The following is a 15,171-nucleotide window of genomic DNA, read 5'->3' as shown; positions in this document are numbered from 1 at the left end:
GATGAGTTGCAAGGTAGTCTATTTTACTATTTTATTCTAGCTAGTATAAAAATCGATATCGAATTCATTTCAACCAGGAAAGGAATGTTGAATGGCCGCAAAATCATCGCTTTTGGATCTCGATGCCCAAATCGAGAAGCTCCGCGAGAGACGGAGGCTTTTAATAGTTAAATCCGCCGAGCGCTTTGCCCGCGCCGCCACAAAGTCCGGTCTGGCGGAGATGGAAATCCCCGACGAGGAACTCGATCGGATCTTCGACGAGATCGCCGCGCGATTTCGCAAAGGGGAGAAAAAGGGGGTTGGTGGGACACCTGCTCAAACGCGTCGACCAGCAGTTAGCGGGGCTGGAGCGAAGACGGAGGTCTCACATGACGGCTGACCGCAAAAGCGAAGCGCGCGAAAAATTCCTGCTTGGCGGCATTGTCGTCAAGGCAGGCCTGTCAAAAGTCGACCGGGCGTTCCTGCTCGGCGGCCTGCTCGAACTGGCAAGGATCACATCGGGCTCAGCCGAACACGGGCGGCTGCGCAATGTGGGTGAGGAGGCGTTCAAGGCGCCCCCGCTGGATGCTGTTGCACCGCGCCTTGAGGAGAAAGCGGAATGGCACTGAAGCATCGATTGCATCCGAGTCGGTTGCTGATCCTCGTACCGATCGCGGTGACGACGCTGACCGTTTACTCTATCGGCTGGCGGTGGCAGGAACTGGCAACCGGCATGTCAGGTAAGACGCAATATTGGTTCCTGCGGGCGGCACCCGTGCCGGCTCTTCTGTTCGGGCCGCTTGGCGGTCTTTTGACCGTCTGGGCATTGCCGCTTCATCGCCGCCGTCCAATCGCAATGGCGAGCCTGTTGTGCTTTCTGATCGTCGCGGGCTTTTATGCGTTGCTTGAATATGGGCGCCTTGCCCCTTCTGTGACGAGTGGCACAATCACGTGGGATCGTGCACTATCCTACCTCGACATGGTTGCCGTGATCGGCACGCTTGTCGGCTTCATGGCAGTCGCGGTCGCTGCTCGCATCTCCGTCGTTGTGCCCGAACCGGTCAAGCGCGCCCGCCGCGGAACCTTCGGGGACGCCGACTGGCTTTCCATGTCGGCGGCGGGAAAGTTGTTCCCGCCGGACGGTGAGATCGTCGTAGGCGAGCGCTATCGGGTCGACAAGGAAATCATCCATGAGCTGCCATTCGATCCGAACGATCAGAGCACCTGGGGCCAAGGCGGCAAGGCCGCGCTTCTTACCTACAGGCAGGATTTCGATTCCACACATATGCTCTTTTTCGCCGGATCGGGCGGCTACAAGACGACGAGCAACGTCCTGCCGACAGCGCTGCGTTACACCGGGCCGCTCATTTGCCTCGATCCTTCCACCGAGGTCGCGCCGATGGTGGTTGAGCATCGCAACCGAGTTCTCGGCCGTGAGGTCATGGTGCTCGATCCGACCAACCCGATCATGGGCTTCAATGTGCTCGACGGCATCGAGACGTCGAAGCAGAAGGAGGAAGACATTGTGGGCATCGCACATATGCTGTTGTCGGAAAGCGCGCGCTTCGAGTCCTCGACCGGCTCCTACTTCCAGAACCAGGCGCACAATCTTCTGACCGGCCTGCTCGCCCACGTCATGTTGTCGCCGGAATATACCGGGCGACGGATTCTGCGCAGCCTGCGCCAGATCGTTTCGGAGCCGGAGCCCTCCGTGCTCGCCATGCTGCGCGACATTCAGGAAAATTCGCAATCGGCCTTCATCCGCGAAACGCTGGGTGTCTTCACCAACATGACGGAACAGACTTTTAGCGGTGTCTACTCAACGGCATCGAAGGATACGCAATGGCTTTCGCTGGACAGTTACGCCGCACTCGTCTGCGGCGATGCCTTCAAGTCGAGCGATATCGTCACCGGCAAGAAGGACGTGTTCCTCAATATCCCCGCGTCAATCCTGCGCTCCTATCCGGGCATCGGCCGTGTCATCATCGGCTCTCTCATCAATGCCATGGTCCAGGCTGATGGCGGCTTCAAGCGTCGGGCGCTCTTCATGCTGGATGAGGTCGACCTGCTCGGCTACATGCGCGTGCTGGAGGAAGCCCGTGATCGCGGCCGCAAATACGGCATCAGCATGATGCTGATGTATCAATCGGTCGGGCAACTGGAACGGCACTTCGGGAAGGATGGGGCAACGTCCTGGATCGACGGCTGCGCCTTCGCCTCCTATGCCGCCATCAAGGCGCTCGACACGGCCCGCAATGTCTCGGCGCAATGCGGGGAAATGACCGTCGAGGTGCAGGGTCGTTCCCGCAACATTGGCTGGGATTCGAAGAACGGCGGCACGCGCAAATCCGAAAGTGTCAACTTCCAGCGTCGGCCGCTGATCATGCCGCACGAGATCACCCAGTCGATGCGCAAGGACGAGCAGATCATCATCGTGCAGGGTCATAGTCCGATCCGCTGCGGCCGGGCGATCTATTTCCGGCGGAAGGACATGGATGAGGCGGCTAAAGTCAATCGTTTCGTACGAAGCTGAACATGGATACACCACAGCGGTCACTGCGTGTGATAGGAGCTCCGCCAGACGCGCCCATACTGCGCCGACGGCGTGCATGCGATAACCGACCCCAACGAAACTGAAACTGAAGCGGTAGAGAAGATGACAAACGAAAACGACGACTATGTCTATGACGAAGCAACCGGTGAATGGCGTCCGGCATCCGAGATGACGGCGGGCGATGTGGTCGTTCGGGACGCGAGCGGCAATGTGCTGACCGATGGCGACTCCGTGGCGCTGATCAAAGACTTGAAGGTCAAGGGAGCGGGCCAGACTCTGAAGCAGGGCACCGTCATCAAGTCGATCCGCCTCACCGACAATCCGGAGGAAATCGACTGCCGCTACGAGGGGATCAAGGGTCTTGTGCTGCGGACCGAATTCGTGCGCAAGCGCTAAATCGAAATCTCAGAGATGCGAATGAAGGCGGCGGTAGATTTCCAAGATCAACGCCGTTTGCGATAGCGGTCGAAAGGATCCTCCGCGCCCGGCGGCGTGATCCGGTCGACGAACAGCGCGTAGCCGAGCGCGAACGCGACGAGGGCGATGGCCAACAGGCCGAAAGCCCAGAACGGCATTCCGCGTGCGGCGTCGCGATGCGCGAAGACCATAATCGTCATCGGCACCGTGACGATCGCCGCCAGCACCATCAATCCGGTGAACGGACGAAACATGCACAGCACGTAGAAGGCCAGATACCAGACGCTATAAACTATCGCGAGGATGGTTCCACGAAGAATGGCGAACGGGACCCTCGCCAGAGACAGAAGCATGCGGACAGCAAAGCTTTCGCTGTCGGCGTCGTCGTCGCTGTCTGTAGCAGAAGATCCAGCTGCCATTGATGGGCCTCCTCGTTGCCAGGCCATTGTCCCCCTGCTGATTGTCGCATCACGCCGACGCTCCTATTGGCATGTCTGAGGGAACAAGGACCTGCCAGACTGATCCGTTCGCGAGAGTCAAATCACGAGCATCCTGGAAGGCTTAGAAAACTTGAGCAGCGCCGGAATCGGGATGTCCCAGCCTGGTTCTGGTCGAAGACCACGTCCTCGATGATGAAGCGGATTTCGAATTTAATCGGGCGTCAGAAGAAATGTCCCGCGCTCGTGGGTCTGCATTTCCTGATTTAGCTGGAGAGCGGTGGCTGCTCTTTCACCAGCCCTTCTGTCCGGTCGATCCGGACACAAGGGCTACGGGATCGGAAAGGCTGCCGGTTACGGCAGCTCCTCCCGGTTTTCCGCGACCAGTTCGGCACGAATGGCCCGAAGCTCGGATTCGATCTGCCGCCGTTCTTCCGGATCGATGCAGGCGGAAATCTCGGCGCGCAATTCTTCGATCTGGCGTTCGAATTCGATAATCTGTTCGGTGGTCATCGTCGTCATCTCCGTGTTGACGTGAAAGATGCCGCCGGCGGTCATGAGCGTATCAAGGGGTCAAGGCTCGCGGAACGCGACCGGCGGAGCCGGCGTGCGGAGGAACCGATTTTTCCGGAGCGGAGTGAAACGCAGCGCAGGAAAAATTGGAGGGGCCGCGCGGCCTTGAGGCGTTGGTCCCCTCATGGCAGACTCAGCCGAACTGAGCAGACAGCCCCCTCTCGTGTGGCACCCCGAAACCCGCAAACGGGTTCGATACCCGTTTGCGGGTTGGCGATCAGTCGCAGACATACCGCTGAACCAGATCCAGCAATACGTCACCGTGGCACCGCAGCGGCGTGCACCAGCAGACAAGGTCCTTTCCTGCCAGATCCGGCAACTTCGCCATGAGATGCGGCTGTCGGACGATTCATTCTGCGTGTATCCGGACGACCTCGGTTCGGTTTCCGTCGCGCCCGATGACGAACGGATTGCCGGATATGTCCGGTCTGCCAATGTAGCGGCGGGACGGGCTTAACTGGCGGCCGACGTTACGGGCGTTGAGAACTTCCGGCATCGTTTGGTCCTTGTTAGGCGGTTCGCTTGGGTGCCGGCCCCGTTTCCGGGACCGGCTGCTGTGCGGCTCAGGCGGGGTTGTTCCAGAGAATGACCTTGCGGTTCGGCTCACCGCCGGGGGCGGGCGCGAGGTTGCCAAAGATCACGCCGATCTCCGGCGCCTCCAGCTTGACGGAGAGGTATTCCTCGCCTGTCTGGCGGGCGATGCGGTTCCAGCCCGCGCCGATCTCGAAGCCGGTCTTGCGGTGGATGATGCGGTAGTCCGGGGCTTCCTCGCTCGCCTTGTTGGCGTTCGGGATGATGGCGATCGGGGCGTTAACCCGGATGGTGGCGAAGACGCCTTCGAGGCTGCCGTCTGTCTTCTGCGTGAGGGTTGCGATCGTGGTGGCCATGTGACTTGCTCCTTCGGTTGCTCGGGACCATTTCCCGATGGCGCCCGAAGAAGGGGCCGAGCGCAGGCGTCACCGAAGCGCAAGCGAAGGGGAACCCCTTGCGGGTTGACGCTGATGGCGGCCGGTCCCTTAGAAAGGCGACATGGACAAGGGAATGGTTTCGAAGCAGCCGGAAGCCGGAGACAAGAGCCGCATGGCCAGCCGAGTGCCGCCAGGTCGTGGGAGACCACGCACGGTTCTCGCTGAGCAGACGACAGATCAAGCATCGATCTACCTCTGGGATCGACAAGACTTGAAAAGCACCGCGTCAACTGTCATATCTAAAGCGACAAGTGACACAGGAGGTGCGCATGGCAGCGGCGGATAAAGTCTTTACGGAAGTGAGCGGCGGCGGGCTACAGAAAGTGGCGGCGCTCCTCGGCGGCTCTCGTTTTCTCTCGCGCCAGCTGACCAGCACGCTCGACGCGCACGAACTGCTTCTGAGCGGTTTGCCGGCCTCAGCGCTCGATCACCTCGTCGGGCAGTTGGTCTTCATCGGCAAGACCGAATCCCTCGAGAAGGCCGTCGGCATGAGCCTGCGGACCTGGCAGCGCCGCAAGGAGGCTCCATCGAAACCCCTCAGCCAGGAGCAGAGCGGACGGGCATGGAAGTTCGCGGAGATCCTGGCAAAGGCGACGGACGTCCTCGGAACGCAGGCGGAAGCCGAGCAATGGCTGGAGCGTCCGGCGATCGGCCTCGATCAGCGCCGTCCGATCGATCTGTTGGGCACGCCCGCCGGCGTCGAACTGGTCGAAGACTATCTTGAGCGACTTGAATACGGCGTCTATGCATGACACCTCTGCCGATAGCACTAGGCGGCTCCGAGCTCATCGCTTGGCGGCTCGATCAGGCCAACTATGCTTCGACATGGGACAGTGGTGAGGGTGCCTATCGGGTAGGTGGCCGTTGGAACAGCAAGGGCGTGCGAGCGGTCTATTGCTCGATCGACCCCGCGATGGCCGTTCTCGAAGTCGCTGTGCACAAAGGTTTTCGTGCCCTCGACACCGTTCCTCACATGCTGACAGCCGCGATCATCACCGACACGTCTGGCATACATATCGTCGATCCGGCAAGCGTGCCCAATCCGAACTGGCTGCGCCCCGGCATACCGGGTGCAGGGCAACAGGCCTTCGGGGACGATCTCCTGCGGCAACACCGCTTTGTAGCGATACCGAGCGCAGTGTCGCCGCATAGCTGGAACCTCATCTTCGTGGCGAGTGGGGCGGCCGGTGCATATGCGCTTAAGTTCCAGGAAGCCTTCGCTCTCGATACGAGACTGCATCCCCCATCTGCACATTAGGCATGCGAACATGCCGCGAATGAACAGGATGGATCGCCAAGGGCAAAGTCGAGGCAATCGAACCATCTGCCGAAAAAACGCCATGCGGAAAACTCCGCATGGCGTTGTGACACAGTTCTGCTACACGCCGTTTTCACCAAAGCGCCACACCGGAATACCGAGCCGGCGGGCCTTGTCGGCCAGATTGCCGGTAATGCCGGAGCCCGGAAAGACGACGACGCCAGCCGGCATCACAGAGAGCATATCGTCGTTGCGGCGGAACGGGGCGGCTTTGGCGTGTTTCTTCCAGTTCGGCTTGAAGCTGATCTGGGTCACCTTGCGGGATTCGGCCCAGCAGGCGGCGATGCGCTCGGCACCCTTTGGAGAGCCGCCGTGCAGCAGGATCATATCAGTGAATTTCGTGTGGGCCCGATCGAGCACGTTCCAGATCGCGTCATGATCATCGTAGTCCAAGCCACCCGAGAAGGCGATCTTGGTGCCAGCAGGGATCAGCACCTCCGTCTCGGCGTGGCGGCGCGCGGACAGGAAGTCGCGGCTGTCGATCATCGCCGCCGTCATGTTGGCATGGCTGACCTTGGAGCCGGTGCGCGGACGCCAGGCCGAGCCGACCTGGGCCTCGAACAGATCGGCGGCGAAGTCGCGCATGAACTCGAAACTGTTGCGGCGCTCCAGAAGCGTGATGCCTTCGGCAATATGGCGTTCCAGCTCGACGCTCTTGACCTCCGAGCCATCCTGCTCGCGCTGTCCGGTGCGCTGTGCATCCTCGTTGCGTTGCAGTTCGCGCTGGATGCGCTCGCCGGCGCGATGGAAGAGGTTGACGGTCGACCACAACAGATCTTCGAGATCGGGTTCCAACCGCGTTTCACCGAGCATTTCAAGCAGGGCTTCGAAGATCGTGGTCAACGACGCCTGGACAGCCGGTTCTTCGGGAAGCGGCCGCGGGTCGGGCTCGTCCTGGAAGGGGCGATAGCCATAGATCTGCATCTCGTAGATGAAGCGGTCGGTCGGCGAGGAAGCGTGGTGGGGCTCATGGCCGTCATCGAGGGGAAGGTTCATGGTGATCTCCATCCGGTTGCGGCCGCGCCTCTCGCGGCCTGACGGCGATCCCGATCACGTGGGAGCCGGGCCGGAACCGCAAGCAACGCGCAGCGGACCAGCGCAGCGCCGGGCGGCGGAAGGAGGGTTTCTTGAACCGCGAGGAATGGCCGGCCCTCGCATCGGCTCGAAAAGTGGGAACCGGTTTTCGGAACAGCCGATGCACATAAAGGACCGGACAGGGGAAGAAACCTGATTGACCCGCTGAAGGCTCGGATCGCACGTGGTAAGGGTCGCCTCTCGGCAGGCCCGCGGGCGCCCCACCGGGAAGGACAGCGCCGAGGACCCGCGTTCCCGCACGGCCGCCGATCTCGCCACTCGCCCGTGATGCCCACCATATCATGCGGGCAGAAGCGTCATCGCGTCTTCAGGAGCGAACTGCTCGCGAAGCCGTGCCGTCATGCGGTCCGGGGCCAGCCTCCGCAGATCCTCGTTGAAGTCGCCAAGCTCGGGGGCAAGCACAAGCGGCAGGATCCCGAGCGCCTAGGCCCGGCGACTCAATCCTTCAGTTCCGTGGCGGCCTGCGGCATCGGCGTCGGCGTCGATATAAAGGCTCATGCATCCGGCTGGAAGCCGGAAGGCGGCGAGATGTTTAGCGGTGAGCGCCGCGATCATCGGCATGCAGGGCAGCACATGCGATAGCGACAGCATCGTTTCGAGACCTTCGCCCGCCGCCATGACCCTTGGAGGGCCATCGAGGGGCATGCGGAAGCGCACGGCATTGCCAAGTAGGCCTCCAACGCGCGACGGGGATCCCCGACCTTCGCCTTTCCGTCACCATCCGGATCAAGCCAGGTGCGGTGTACGCCGGTGATCTCGCCGAAGGCATCGGTGACGGCCGCGATCAGGGCCGGATAGCTGGTCATACTGCCGGTCAGGAGATCCCGATAATAGCAGCCCGAATGGAAACGCAGCGACCCATGCACCGATGCCCGCAGGATGCCGCGCTGACGCAGATCCGCCATCTGTCACGTCGTCAAGCGAATGACATCCTGCGGAGCGAGCTGGATGCGCAGTGCTGCCCGAAGCGCGGCGAGGCCGAATGCACACAGGTCCTCGTTGAAGTCGCCCATCCTCGGAGACAGGGCGAGCACCTCAATGCCGGCTGCGTTGGCTCGTTCGGTCAATGCCGCGAGCGCCATGTCGCCCGCGGCATCGGCGTCGCGGGCGATGTAGAGCCGACGCAGCGGCAGCGGCAGCAGAAGGGCGGCAAGGTGATTGGCCGAGAGCGCAGCAGCCATCGGCAGTGCAGGCAGCGCATAGCGCAGCGACAGCATCGTCTCGATGCCTTCACCGGCAGCGAGGACGTCGTCGGCCGCACCAAAGCGGACGGCATGGCCAAGGAGACAGCCCATTGCCCGTCGCGGTGTGTCGACCGGTGCCTTGCGGGAGCCGTCCGGCGCAAGCCAGGTGCGATGCGCGCCGGTGATCTTGCTGTCGAGATCGGTGACGGCGGCGATCATCGCTGGCAGGGTCTCAGCCGGCGAACTGTCTTCCGGGCGATAGTAGCAGCTCGGATGAAACCGCAGCGCGCCCGCATCATGGACAACCTCGATACCGCGATTGGACAGGTAGGTCTCGACGAGCGTCCGGCGGATCGGCTGCGACATGGCGATCAGCCGCTGCGCCGCTTCCGGTGAGCCGGCGGGGACGGGTGTGCGAACGGGCGTTGGGGTTTGGCGCGGCTCAGCGCGCGGCAGGCTCAGAAAGCGCCGCGCCTCCTCGGCGACGTCGCGAAAGTCGATGAAACCGCAGCTCTCGCGGATCACGTCGAGGAGATCGCCATATTCAGCCGAGGCGGCATCGGTCCAATGCCCGGCGGCGCCGGGACCGGATTCCGGCCCGCTAAGCCGGACGAACATCGACCGGCCGGGCGCGTTGCGAACGTCGCCCACCGTCCAGTAGCGGCCCTGACGCCGCCCGTTGGACAGGTAATGGCGGCATACCGCCTCGGCATCACGAGCGAGGCGGCGCGACAGTTCGGAAGCGTCACGGGGCATCACGCTACCCCCTGCAGCGCGCTGGAATTATGTTGCGTAGAAGCTGTCATTCGCCTGTGGAACAGTACCCAAGCGCAAAGGCGCAACATAACCAGCGCCGCAACATATTCCGTCCATTTGCCGGCGCAGGAGCCGGTGAGATGGACGTAGAGCGAGCGGCCCTTGCTGTTGGCGAACTCGCCAACGATCCAGTAATTGCCGGCGCGACGACCGGCGGAGAGATAGTGGCGGCAGACCGCCTCGGCATCGCGCGCGAGACGACCCGCCAATTCCGAGGCGGACAACATGGATACGCCTCCTCCGTCACGAACGGCCGGACACATCGCCCAGGCGATGCCGCTGCATCAGGCGGCCGAGGATCGCCGACCCCTCTTCTGTCGTCGGTACGAAGAACCTTGTCTTCCAGGCAATCATCTCCGAGAACAGGCCTGATGCCTTCAGCCAATCGCGCATGCCTTCCGTGAAACCCGTAAGCTCGACAAGATAATCGTCTATCACCCGGACACGACGCGGGGTTATGTCGCCGTTGAGTGCCACGACCGACGTTCCATCGATGAGCGACGTCCATGCCTGATCAGCGGTGATGACCTGCGTCTGATCGACACCGAGATTGCGGCACAACGTCATCAGCGCCGAAGGTGCGATTACGCGGCCAACGATGCGCTCGCCGCCATCGGTCTCCAGGCGGTAGACCCGGCAAAAGTCCGGCAGCAGCAGGCGCCGGATTGGTAGAAGCAAGCCGCTGATGATATGCAGGGTGGCGACGGAAAACTCCGGCAGAAACGGAAGCAATTCGCTGACCGCTTCGAGAATGTGAGCCGCACGGCTCGTGCGGTCTATGGAAACGAGAGGTGCGGCAGCCGTTGGTGCGGCCGGAGATGAGATCACGTTCATGGGAAACCTTATCGGAGAGCGAGGAATGGATCGGCCTGCCCAGGCGCTCTCAAACCCCGCCAGACCAACCCCTTCCGGCCCCTCTCTCCCTCTCCTTGCAGAGAAGTGCTTTGCTGCGGGAGACGGTTCGATATACTGTCTTATTTAAAGCAGTATGACGTCGGTTTTAGGAGACGGTCATCCGCGCTTGGGGCGCAACCGGCATAGCGGCGGGAGACAGGAAATGCGGCAGCTCGCGCTTGGTGATAGGACATTCGAAGAAGACACAGCCGAGCTTCAGTCGGTCCTCCTGGAGGCCTACAAACGCAAGCTACGTCTACACTGCAGATGCCGGGAACCGTCAGTGCCGATGTATATCGCGCGCGTTGATGGGCAATTCCTGATCAAGCGAATGCCGCTCTCGGGACGTGATCACGATCCAGGCTGCCCTTCCTATGAGCCACCTTACGAACTGTCCGGTCTCGGGCCGTTGATCGGAAACGCGATCCGGATCGATGAAGCGTCCGGGTCCGCGGTACTGAAGCTCGATTTTTCTCTCTCGAAGCGAGGCGCACGCACTGCGCCGGCGTCCCCGGGCGAAGCCTTAGAAACGGTGCGCAATGAAACGAAGAAACTGTCGTTGCGCGGAATGCTGCATTATCTGTGGGACGTGGGGGAACTAACGGAGTGGACGTCGCTCTGGGCCGGGAAACGTGGATGGGGACGGGTCCGCAGCAGCCTGATGAATGCCGCCCGGCAGATGACGGTCCGCGGCAGACCGCTCAGTGATATTCTCTTCGTGCCGGAAGTTTTTCGCCAGGATGACAAGGACGGCATTGCCGCTCGCAGGGCAGCAGCCTTGGCGGGCGCGCAGGCGTCGGGTTCGGGGCCAAGGAAACTCCTGGTGGCGGTGGGGGAAGTAAAGGAGTTCGCGGCCGCGCGCGACGGACAGAAGATTATCGTCCGTCACCTCCCCTTTCCGTTCATGGTCGAGCCATCAACGTGGAACCGGCTGAATGCCAGATACGAAACGGAGCTCGAGCTGTGGCGATCAGGTGAAGAATTCCACCTCGTCCTTATCGCCACATTCGGAGTATCCGGAGCGGGGATTGCAGCGGTTGACCAAGTCGCCATGATGGTGGTGAACCAGAACTGGATTCCGTTCGAAAACGTCCATGAGCAACGTCTTCTGGAGAGGCTATCGGGGTTGAAACGCAAAAGCGTCAAAGGGTTGCGCTTCAATTTGTCACGCGAACAGGCGATCGTTTCAGTGACTTTACCGGAACAGCGACCCGCAGCAGTTGCGATGTTCGTGGTCCCGGCCGGAGCTGGTGAAGACTACGAAAAAGCACTGGCCGAAATGATCGAAGCGAGAGCGGAGATGAGGCCATGGGTATGGCGCGTCGGGGAAGGAGACGTGCCGGAACTGCCGTGAGGGGAGTTTCTACCCCATCAGCCCGGCCAAAAGATGGAAGTCAGCGGCGCCCCCGCGCTATGCTGAATTCGGGGGGTGCTCTGGATAGGCCGGAGCCGAGCCCCATTCGCGGTAGGGACGCCCGTTATCGGGCGCGCCCCGCACAGATCCGGACAAGCCCAACTAAGGCATCCGGCGTAAGTGACGCAAAGCGCGCATCTGGCCATGGATGGAGGATAAGCGGCTTGGGGAGCCAGTCGTCGGAGATGCGGGTAATCCGCATCCATGTGGTCCCTCTGGCTGCGGCGCTTCAGCGCGCTTCGCCAAAGGTCGACCACATGGTGCCGGAAAGCCTCGATCGCCCGACTGTTGGTGGGCACCGCAAAGTACGCGAGGTGCCCAGAGACGACTTGACGCAGCCATTTCCCCTGTTCAGGGATGGGCTGATGCCAGCGGCGGCGTAGCTCCCCTTTAATCTCCCGCAGTTTCACGCGCATGCGGTCGCTGCGGGTCCTCCGCTTTAGCTGGAAGTGCATTTGGCGTGATTTTCCGCAGATGAACGTGAACCCGAGGAACGCAAAGGTTTCCGGCTTTCCGACCCCACGCCGCTTGTGGTTAGACGCCGCGAAGTGACCAAACTCAATCAGGCGGGTCTTGTCCGGATGGAGCGTCAGCTCGAACTCCTCCAAATCTCGCGCGCATCGCATCGAGGAAACGACGGGCGTCGCCCTCGCGCTCGAAGCCGACGACGACATCATCCGCGTAGCGCACGATGATCATGTCGCCCGAGGTTCGCGCTGTCGCCAGCGTTTGGCCCACAGGTCGAGAACGTAGTGCAGGTAGATGTTGCCGACGAGCGGTGAGGTCACCGAACCTTGGCCCGTCCCCTTGTCATCGACGGTCACGATCCCGTCTTCGAATATACCCGCCTTCAGCCATTTCTGGATCAGGCGGATGATGCTTGTCGCCGATCCTGTGCTCCAGAAAACGGACCAGCCATTTCTGGCTGACCGCTCCAAAGAAGTTTTGGATGTCGGTGTCAACTATCCAGTTCACTCGCCGCTTCTCGATCGCTGTGCAGAGCGCGTCCAATGCATCGTGCGGCCCTCTGCCGGGCCGAAACCCGTAGGAGAAACCGCAGAAGTCTCCTAACCAGTGTTCGGACAGATCAAACAGGCACGCGGATTCCGCCAATTCCTGTTGCGGGGCGTCGACAACGTGCACGCCGAATGGGCCATGATCTGCACCGCCCGCAAACCTCCTCAAGCTCTTCACCCGCGCAAAGGTCGCCTGAACCGGTCACCCTACAATAAATACCGTCACAACGACCTAACTGGACAGGCTCCTCTTATGTTCTTTTTCAAGGTCTTCAGGCATGACTTTTCCTTTCCGACTTTGACGACGAATTCACATGCGTGAAGCTGATGCACAAAGCAGGAGGCAGGAGGCAGGACATTTAGACGACGGTTGGCATACTCTTATGCGCGGGTTGGATACCGCATTCCCGTGTGTTCGTCTGGGGCTGCCTCTGTCTAGGATCGGGCGTGGACGGTGTCCGCCACATAGGAGCCACGAGGATTCCTCACCGGAGCCCTGCCTCAGGGGATCGCAGGTGAACCCTGACGTTCTCCAGCGGACAACGGCTGTTGCGCGTGCATCCAATCGGCCGCCTGCTGTGCCTTGCTCGCGGCTGTGAAGATGGCCCGGGGGCCGTCCTTCAGCACCTTGATCCACGACGCGATATACGCTGCATGATCAGGGCGCGGATGATGGGCGATGCCCAGATCGGCGAGGACAAGCCCGCTGAGAATCTCCACGCAGCATTCTTCAGCGGCATAGGCGGCCGATCCGAACCGGCCAGAGAGATCGCGGTCAAGCCGATGCTTGGCGCCGCAGGCGTGACCGTTCTCGTGCAACCAGACGCCATAAAATGACATAGCATCACGGAACGAAGCGAAGGGCGGCATGAACACCGTATCTGATGACGGCAGATAGTAGGCTTCCGACCCGCCGAACACCGTCTTTATGCCGAGGTTGGTGATGAACGCCTCCGCATGTGCCAGGCGTTCGCTCTCCGGCAGCATATCTATTGACGGGCGCTCGTATCCGTCTACCTGCGCGATATTGAACACCGAGAATGCCCGGGCGAACATCCGCCGGTGCCCATCATCGTCACCGTCATCACCGTCGGCCTGTCGGGGGGCCTGGATCTCTCTCCATAGTACCACACTGGTGGAGCGTTCACCCTCGCGCACCTGCGCACCGGCATCCTGCCACTGCTTATAGGTGCCCCATAGGCCGTCGCTGTATCCAGCGGCCATGCCCGCAACCCAAAGTGCCACGGTGTTTATGCCACGATAGCGTTTGCCGGAAGCGACATTGGTCGGACGGGAAACGCTCGCCCCGTTGTGGAACCACGGCGCTCGCCACTCACCTGCGCCTTGTTCGATTGCCGCGACGATCTCGGTGGTGATGCGCGTGTAAACATCGGCACGCGCGCCGGAATGCATTCTGGAAGACATCGTGATAGCTCCGTAGTGTGACGCGAGCGCACGCGATCGTCACCACTCACAGGCGGTGTCCGGCTCAACGTCGATGGGATGGGATCAATGAACTGCGGGTGAGACAGTTTGACTGTTCAGATAATGGATCTTATCCGGACCGGTCACCGCGCGAAGCTCGACGCGACCGTCGTCGGTTTCCAGTGTCTTCACCAGTTCGGCGCGATGGTTCAGCAATCCATGCTGCAGATTGATGCCGGCAAGCGGTGCCGGCAGCTGACGCATATAGGTTGACGGAGCGCCAATCAGGCTGCAGAGCTGGCCAAAACTCCAGTGGGTCGGTGCGATCGGCCCGGATTGACCGGGAACGATCAGCGTCAGGCGCTGGGCATTGTCGCGGCTGGCTTCAACCCTGACAGCGCTGGTTTCGACCGTCCGGGCATGAGCGCGGTCGGCGCGCGATTTGACGGCATCATAGAGTTCGCCAAGGGACAGGTAACGCTCGTCGTCCGGGCGGGAGAACCATTCGGACGAGACGCGACCGATGCGCTCGCCGCGCGAGACGTCGACCTTGGGGCCGGTGGACACGGGGCGGGAAGTTGCGAGAGACAGGTTCATGATGAAACACCTTGAAAGGAGAGCCCGGTCATAGCGCTTTGCGGACGCCGGGCGAGGTTGATAGAAGGTGGAGAAATGATCAGGCTGCGCGGCTTTGCGCTCGGTGGGCCGGTGTCGATCAGCCGACGCCGGTGATCGCACGGCTATGGGCGGCAAGGGCGTGAATGTCGTCGAGCAGGGTCAAGGCGACGAAGTGGTTGGGACCACCACTGCAATCCTTGCGTCCCTTGCAGGTGCGGATGAGGATGCCGTGACCGGAGCCAAGGCCGAAGTGACCTACCTGCGGGTAGAATTGTTCGCGATGCCCGCCTTGTTCGAGCGGATGTCGTAGGTGTCGACCGGCAGAGCGAGCTCGACGGTGAGCTTCTTCAGGCGAGAGCGGGCTAACGAATGAAAACGGCGCTTCTGCTCTTCGTCATAGGCGCAGGATTTGGTCCATTGAAACATTTTCGGATCTCCATATCCGGAACTGAAAGGGCCCGGC

The 15,171-nt window shown here is 61.4% G+C and carries 16 protein-coding genes and 4 pseudogenes; 8 read left to right on the top strand and 12 right to left on the bottom strand.

All coding sequences use genetic code 11. The annotated features are described in order from the left end of the window. Positions 1–91: 91 nt before the first annotated feature. From WI754_RS06135 to WI754_RS06120, 4 genes are all read left to right on the top strand, one after another. Complete coding sequence (locus WI754_RS06135) at positions 92–379, top strand: TraC family protein (protein ID WP_349436806.1); 288 nt, start codon at positions 92–94, stop codon at positions 377–379. After that, on the top strand, positions 369–608 hold the full coding sequence (locus WI754_RS06130; RefSeq protein WP_349436805.1) for a conjugal transfer protein TraD: 240 nt from the start codon (positions 369–371) through the stop codon (positions 606–608). Before WI754_RS06135 ends, WI754_RS06130 begins: the two co-directional genes overlap by 11 nt. Beyond that, positions 599–2,512: a Ti-type conjugative transfer system protein TraG gene (gene traG / locus WI754_RS06125; RefSeq protein ID WP_349436804.1), complete on the top strand. Its 1,914-nt coding sequence runs from the start codon at positions 599–601 to the stop codon at positions 2,510–2,512. Before WI754_RS06130 ends, traG begins: the two co-directional genes overlap by 10 nt. A 123-nt stretch (positions 2,513–2,635) precedes the next feature. Continuing rightward, the gene (locus WI754_RS06120; protein ID WP_349436803.1) at positions 2,636–2,929 is read left to right on the top strand and encodes a zinc ribbon domain-containing protein YjdM; all 294 of its coding nucleotides are present in this window, start codon (positions 2,636–2,638) and stop codon (positions 2,927–2,929) included. Positions 2,930–2,976: 47 nt separating this feature from the next. On the opposite strand, the gene WI754_RS06115 is transcribed toward WI754_RS06120, so the two are convergent. The 3 genes from WI754_RS06115 to WI754_RS06105 all read right to left on the bottom strand — a co-directional run bounded on the left by WI754_RS06115 (position 2,977) and on the right by WI754_RS06105 (position 4,847). After that, entirely contained in the window at positions 2,977–3,369 is a 393-nt protein-coding gene (locus tag WI754_RS06115; RefSeq protein WP_349436802.1) for a hypothetical protein, read from the bottom strand. Positions 3,370–3,741: 372 nt separating this feature from the next. Beyond that, complete coding sequence (locus WI754_RS06110; RefSeq protein WP_349436801.1) at positions 3,742–3,945, bottom strand: hypothetical protein; 204 nt, start codon at positions 3,943–3,945, stop codon at positions 3,742–3,744. Between the two features lie 578 nt (positions 3,946–4,523). Continuing rightward, positions 4,524–4,847: a DUF736 family protein gene (locus WI754_RS06105; protein ID WP_349436800.1), complete on the bottom strand. Its 324-nt coding sequence runs from the start codon at positions 4,845–4,847 to the stop codon at positions 4,524–4,526. 350 nt (positions 4,848–5,197) lie between these two features. Here WI754_RS06105 and WI754_RS06100 point away from each other — a divergent pair, with 350 nt between their 5' ends. Together WI754_RS06100 and WI754_RS06095 are read left to right on the top strand one after the other, a co-directional pair. Continuing rightward, positions 5,198–5,680: an antitoxin Xre/MbcA/ParS toxin-binding domain-containing protein gene (locus tag WI754_RS06100; protein ID WP_349436799.1), complete on the top strand. Its 483-nt coding sequence runs from the start codon at positions 5,198–5,200 to the stop codon at positions 5,678–5,680. Then, positions 5,677–6,186, top strand: a complete 510-nt coding sequence (locus tag WI754_RS06095) for an RES domain-containing protein (RefSeq protein WP_349436798.1) — start codon at positions 5,677–5,679, stop codon at positions 6,184–6,186. Before WI754_RS06100 ends, WI754_RS06095 begins: the two co-directional genes overlap by 4 nt. A gap of 120 nt (positions 6,187–6,306) precedes the next feature. Here the strand turns inward: WI754_RS06095 and WI754_RS06090 are convergent, their stop codons facing one another. The 5 genes and pseudogenes from WI754_RS06090 to WI754_RS06070 form a co-directional block, all read right to left on the bottom strand. Next, the gene (locus tag WI754_RS06090) at positions 6,307–7,248 is read right to left on the bottom strand and encodes a DUF2493 domain-containing protein (RefSeq protein WP_349437737.1); all 942 of its coding nucleotides are present in this window, start codon (positions 7,246–7,248) and stop codon (positions 6,307–6,309) included. 372 nt (positions 7,249–7,620) lie between these two features. Then, a pseudogene (locus tag WI754_RS06085) lies at positions 7,621–8,246 on the bottom strand (toprim domain-containing protein); the annotation flags it as partial. A gap of 3 nt (positions 8,247–8,249) precedes the next feature. Continuing rightward, complete coding sequence (locus WI754_RS06080; protein ID WP_349436797.1) at positions 8,250–9,281, bottom strand: toprim domain-containing protein; 1,032 nt, start codon at positions 9,279–9,281, stop codon at positions 8,250–8,252. Between the two features lie 107 nt (positions 9,282–9,388). Then, positions 9,389–9,568, bottom strand: a pseudogene (locus WI754_RS06075) (DNA primase); the annotation flags it as partial. A 16-nt stretch (positions 9,569–9,584) separates the two neighbouring features. Next, the gene (locus WI754_RS06070; RefSeq protein ID WP_349436796.1) at positions 9,585–10,175 is read right to left on the bottom strand and encodes a hypothetical protein; all 591 of its coding nucleotides are present in this window, start codon (positions 10,173–10,175) and stop codon (positions 9,585–9,587) included. Between the two features lie 223 nt (positions 10,176–10,398). Here WI754_RS06070 and WI754_RS06065 point away from each other — a divergent pair, with 223 nt between their 5' ends. After that, positions 10,399–11,589, top strand: a complete 1,191-nt coding sequence (locus WI754_RS06065) for a DUF1173 domain-containing protein (protein WP_349436795.1) — start codon at positions 10,399–10,401, stop codon at positions 11,587–11,589. 755 nt (positions 11,590–12,344) lie between these two features. On the opposite strand, the gene WI754_RS06060 is transcribed toward WI754_RS06065, so the two are convergent. Beyond that, positions 12,345–12,611 (bottom strand): hypothetical protein, encoded by a 267-nt coding sequence (locus tag WI754_RS06060; RefSeq protein ID WP_349437914.1) that lies wholly within the window; start codon positions 12,609–12,611, stop codon positions 12,345–12,347. Positions 12,612–12,708: 97 nt separating this feature from the next. Between WI754_RS06060 and WI754_RS06055 the strand changes: the two are divergent. Beyond that, positions 12,709–12,987 (top strand): annotated as a pseudogene (locus WI754_RS06055) (hypothetical protein); the annotation flags it as partial. Positions 12,988–13,166: 179 nt separating this feature from the next. Here the strand turns inward: WI754_RS06055 and WI754_RS06050 are convergent. The 3 genes and pseudogenes from WI754_RS06050 to WI754_RS06040 all read right to left on the bottom strand — a co-directional run bounded on the left by WI754_RS06050 (position 13,167) and on the right by WI754_RS06040 (position 15,134). Next, positions 13,167–14,090: a zincin-like metallopeptidase domain-containing protein gene (locus WI754_RS06050; protein ID WP_349436794.1), complete on the bottom strand. Its 924-nt coding sequence runs from the start codon at positions 14,088–14,090 to the stop codon at positions 13,167–13,169. Positions 14,091–14,222: 132 nt separating this feature from the next. Continuing rightward, positions 14,223–14,687: pseudogene (locus WI754_RS06045) on the bottom strand (DUF932 domain-containing protein); the annotation flags it as partial. A gap of 276 nt (positions 14,688–14,963) precedes the next feature. Further along, positions 14,964–15,134 (bottom strand): hypothetical protein, encoded by a 171-nt coding sequence (locus WI754_RS06040; RefSeq protein ID WP_349437913.1) that lies wholly within the window; start codon positions 15,132–15,134, stop codon positions 14,964–14,966. Between the last annotated feature and the right edge of the window lie 37 nt (positions 15,135–15,171).

Source organism: Pararhizobium sp. A13, from assembly GCF_040126305.1.
Classification (GTDB): Bacteria; Pseudomonadota; Alphaproteobacteria; order Rhizobiales; family Rhizobiaceae; genus Pararhizobium.
The sequence above is the reverse complement of the archived record's forward strand: the minus strand, read 5'-3'. Positions and strand labels throughout refer to the sequence as shown.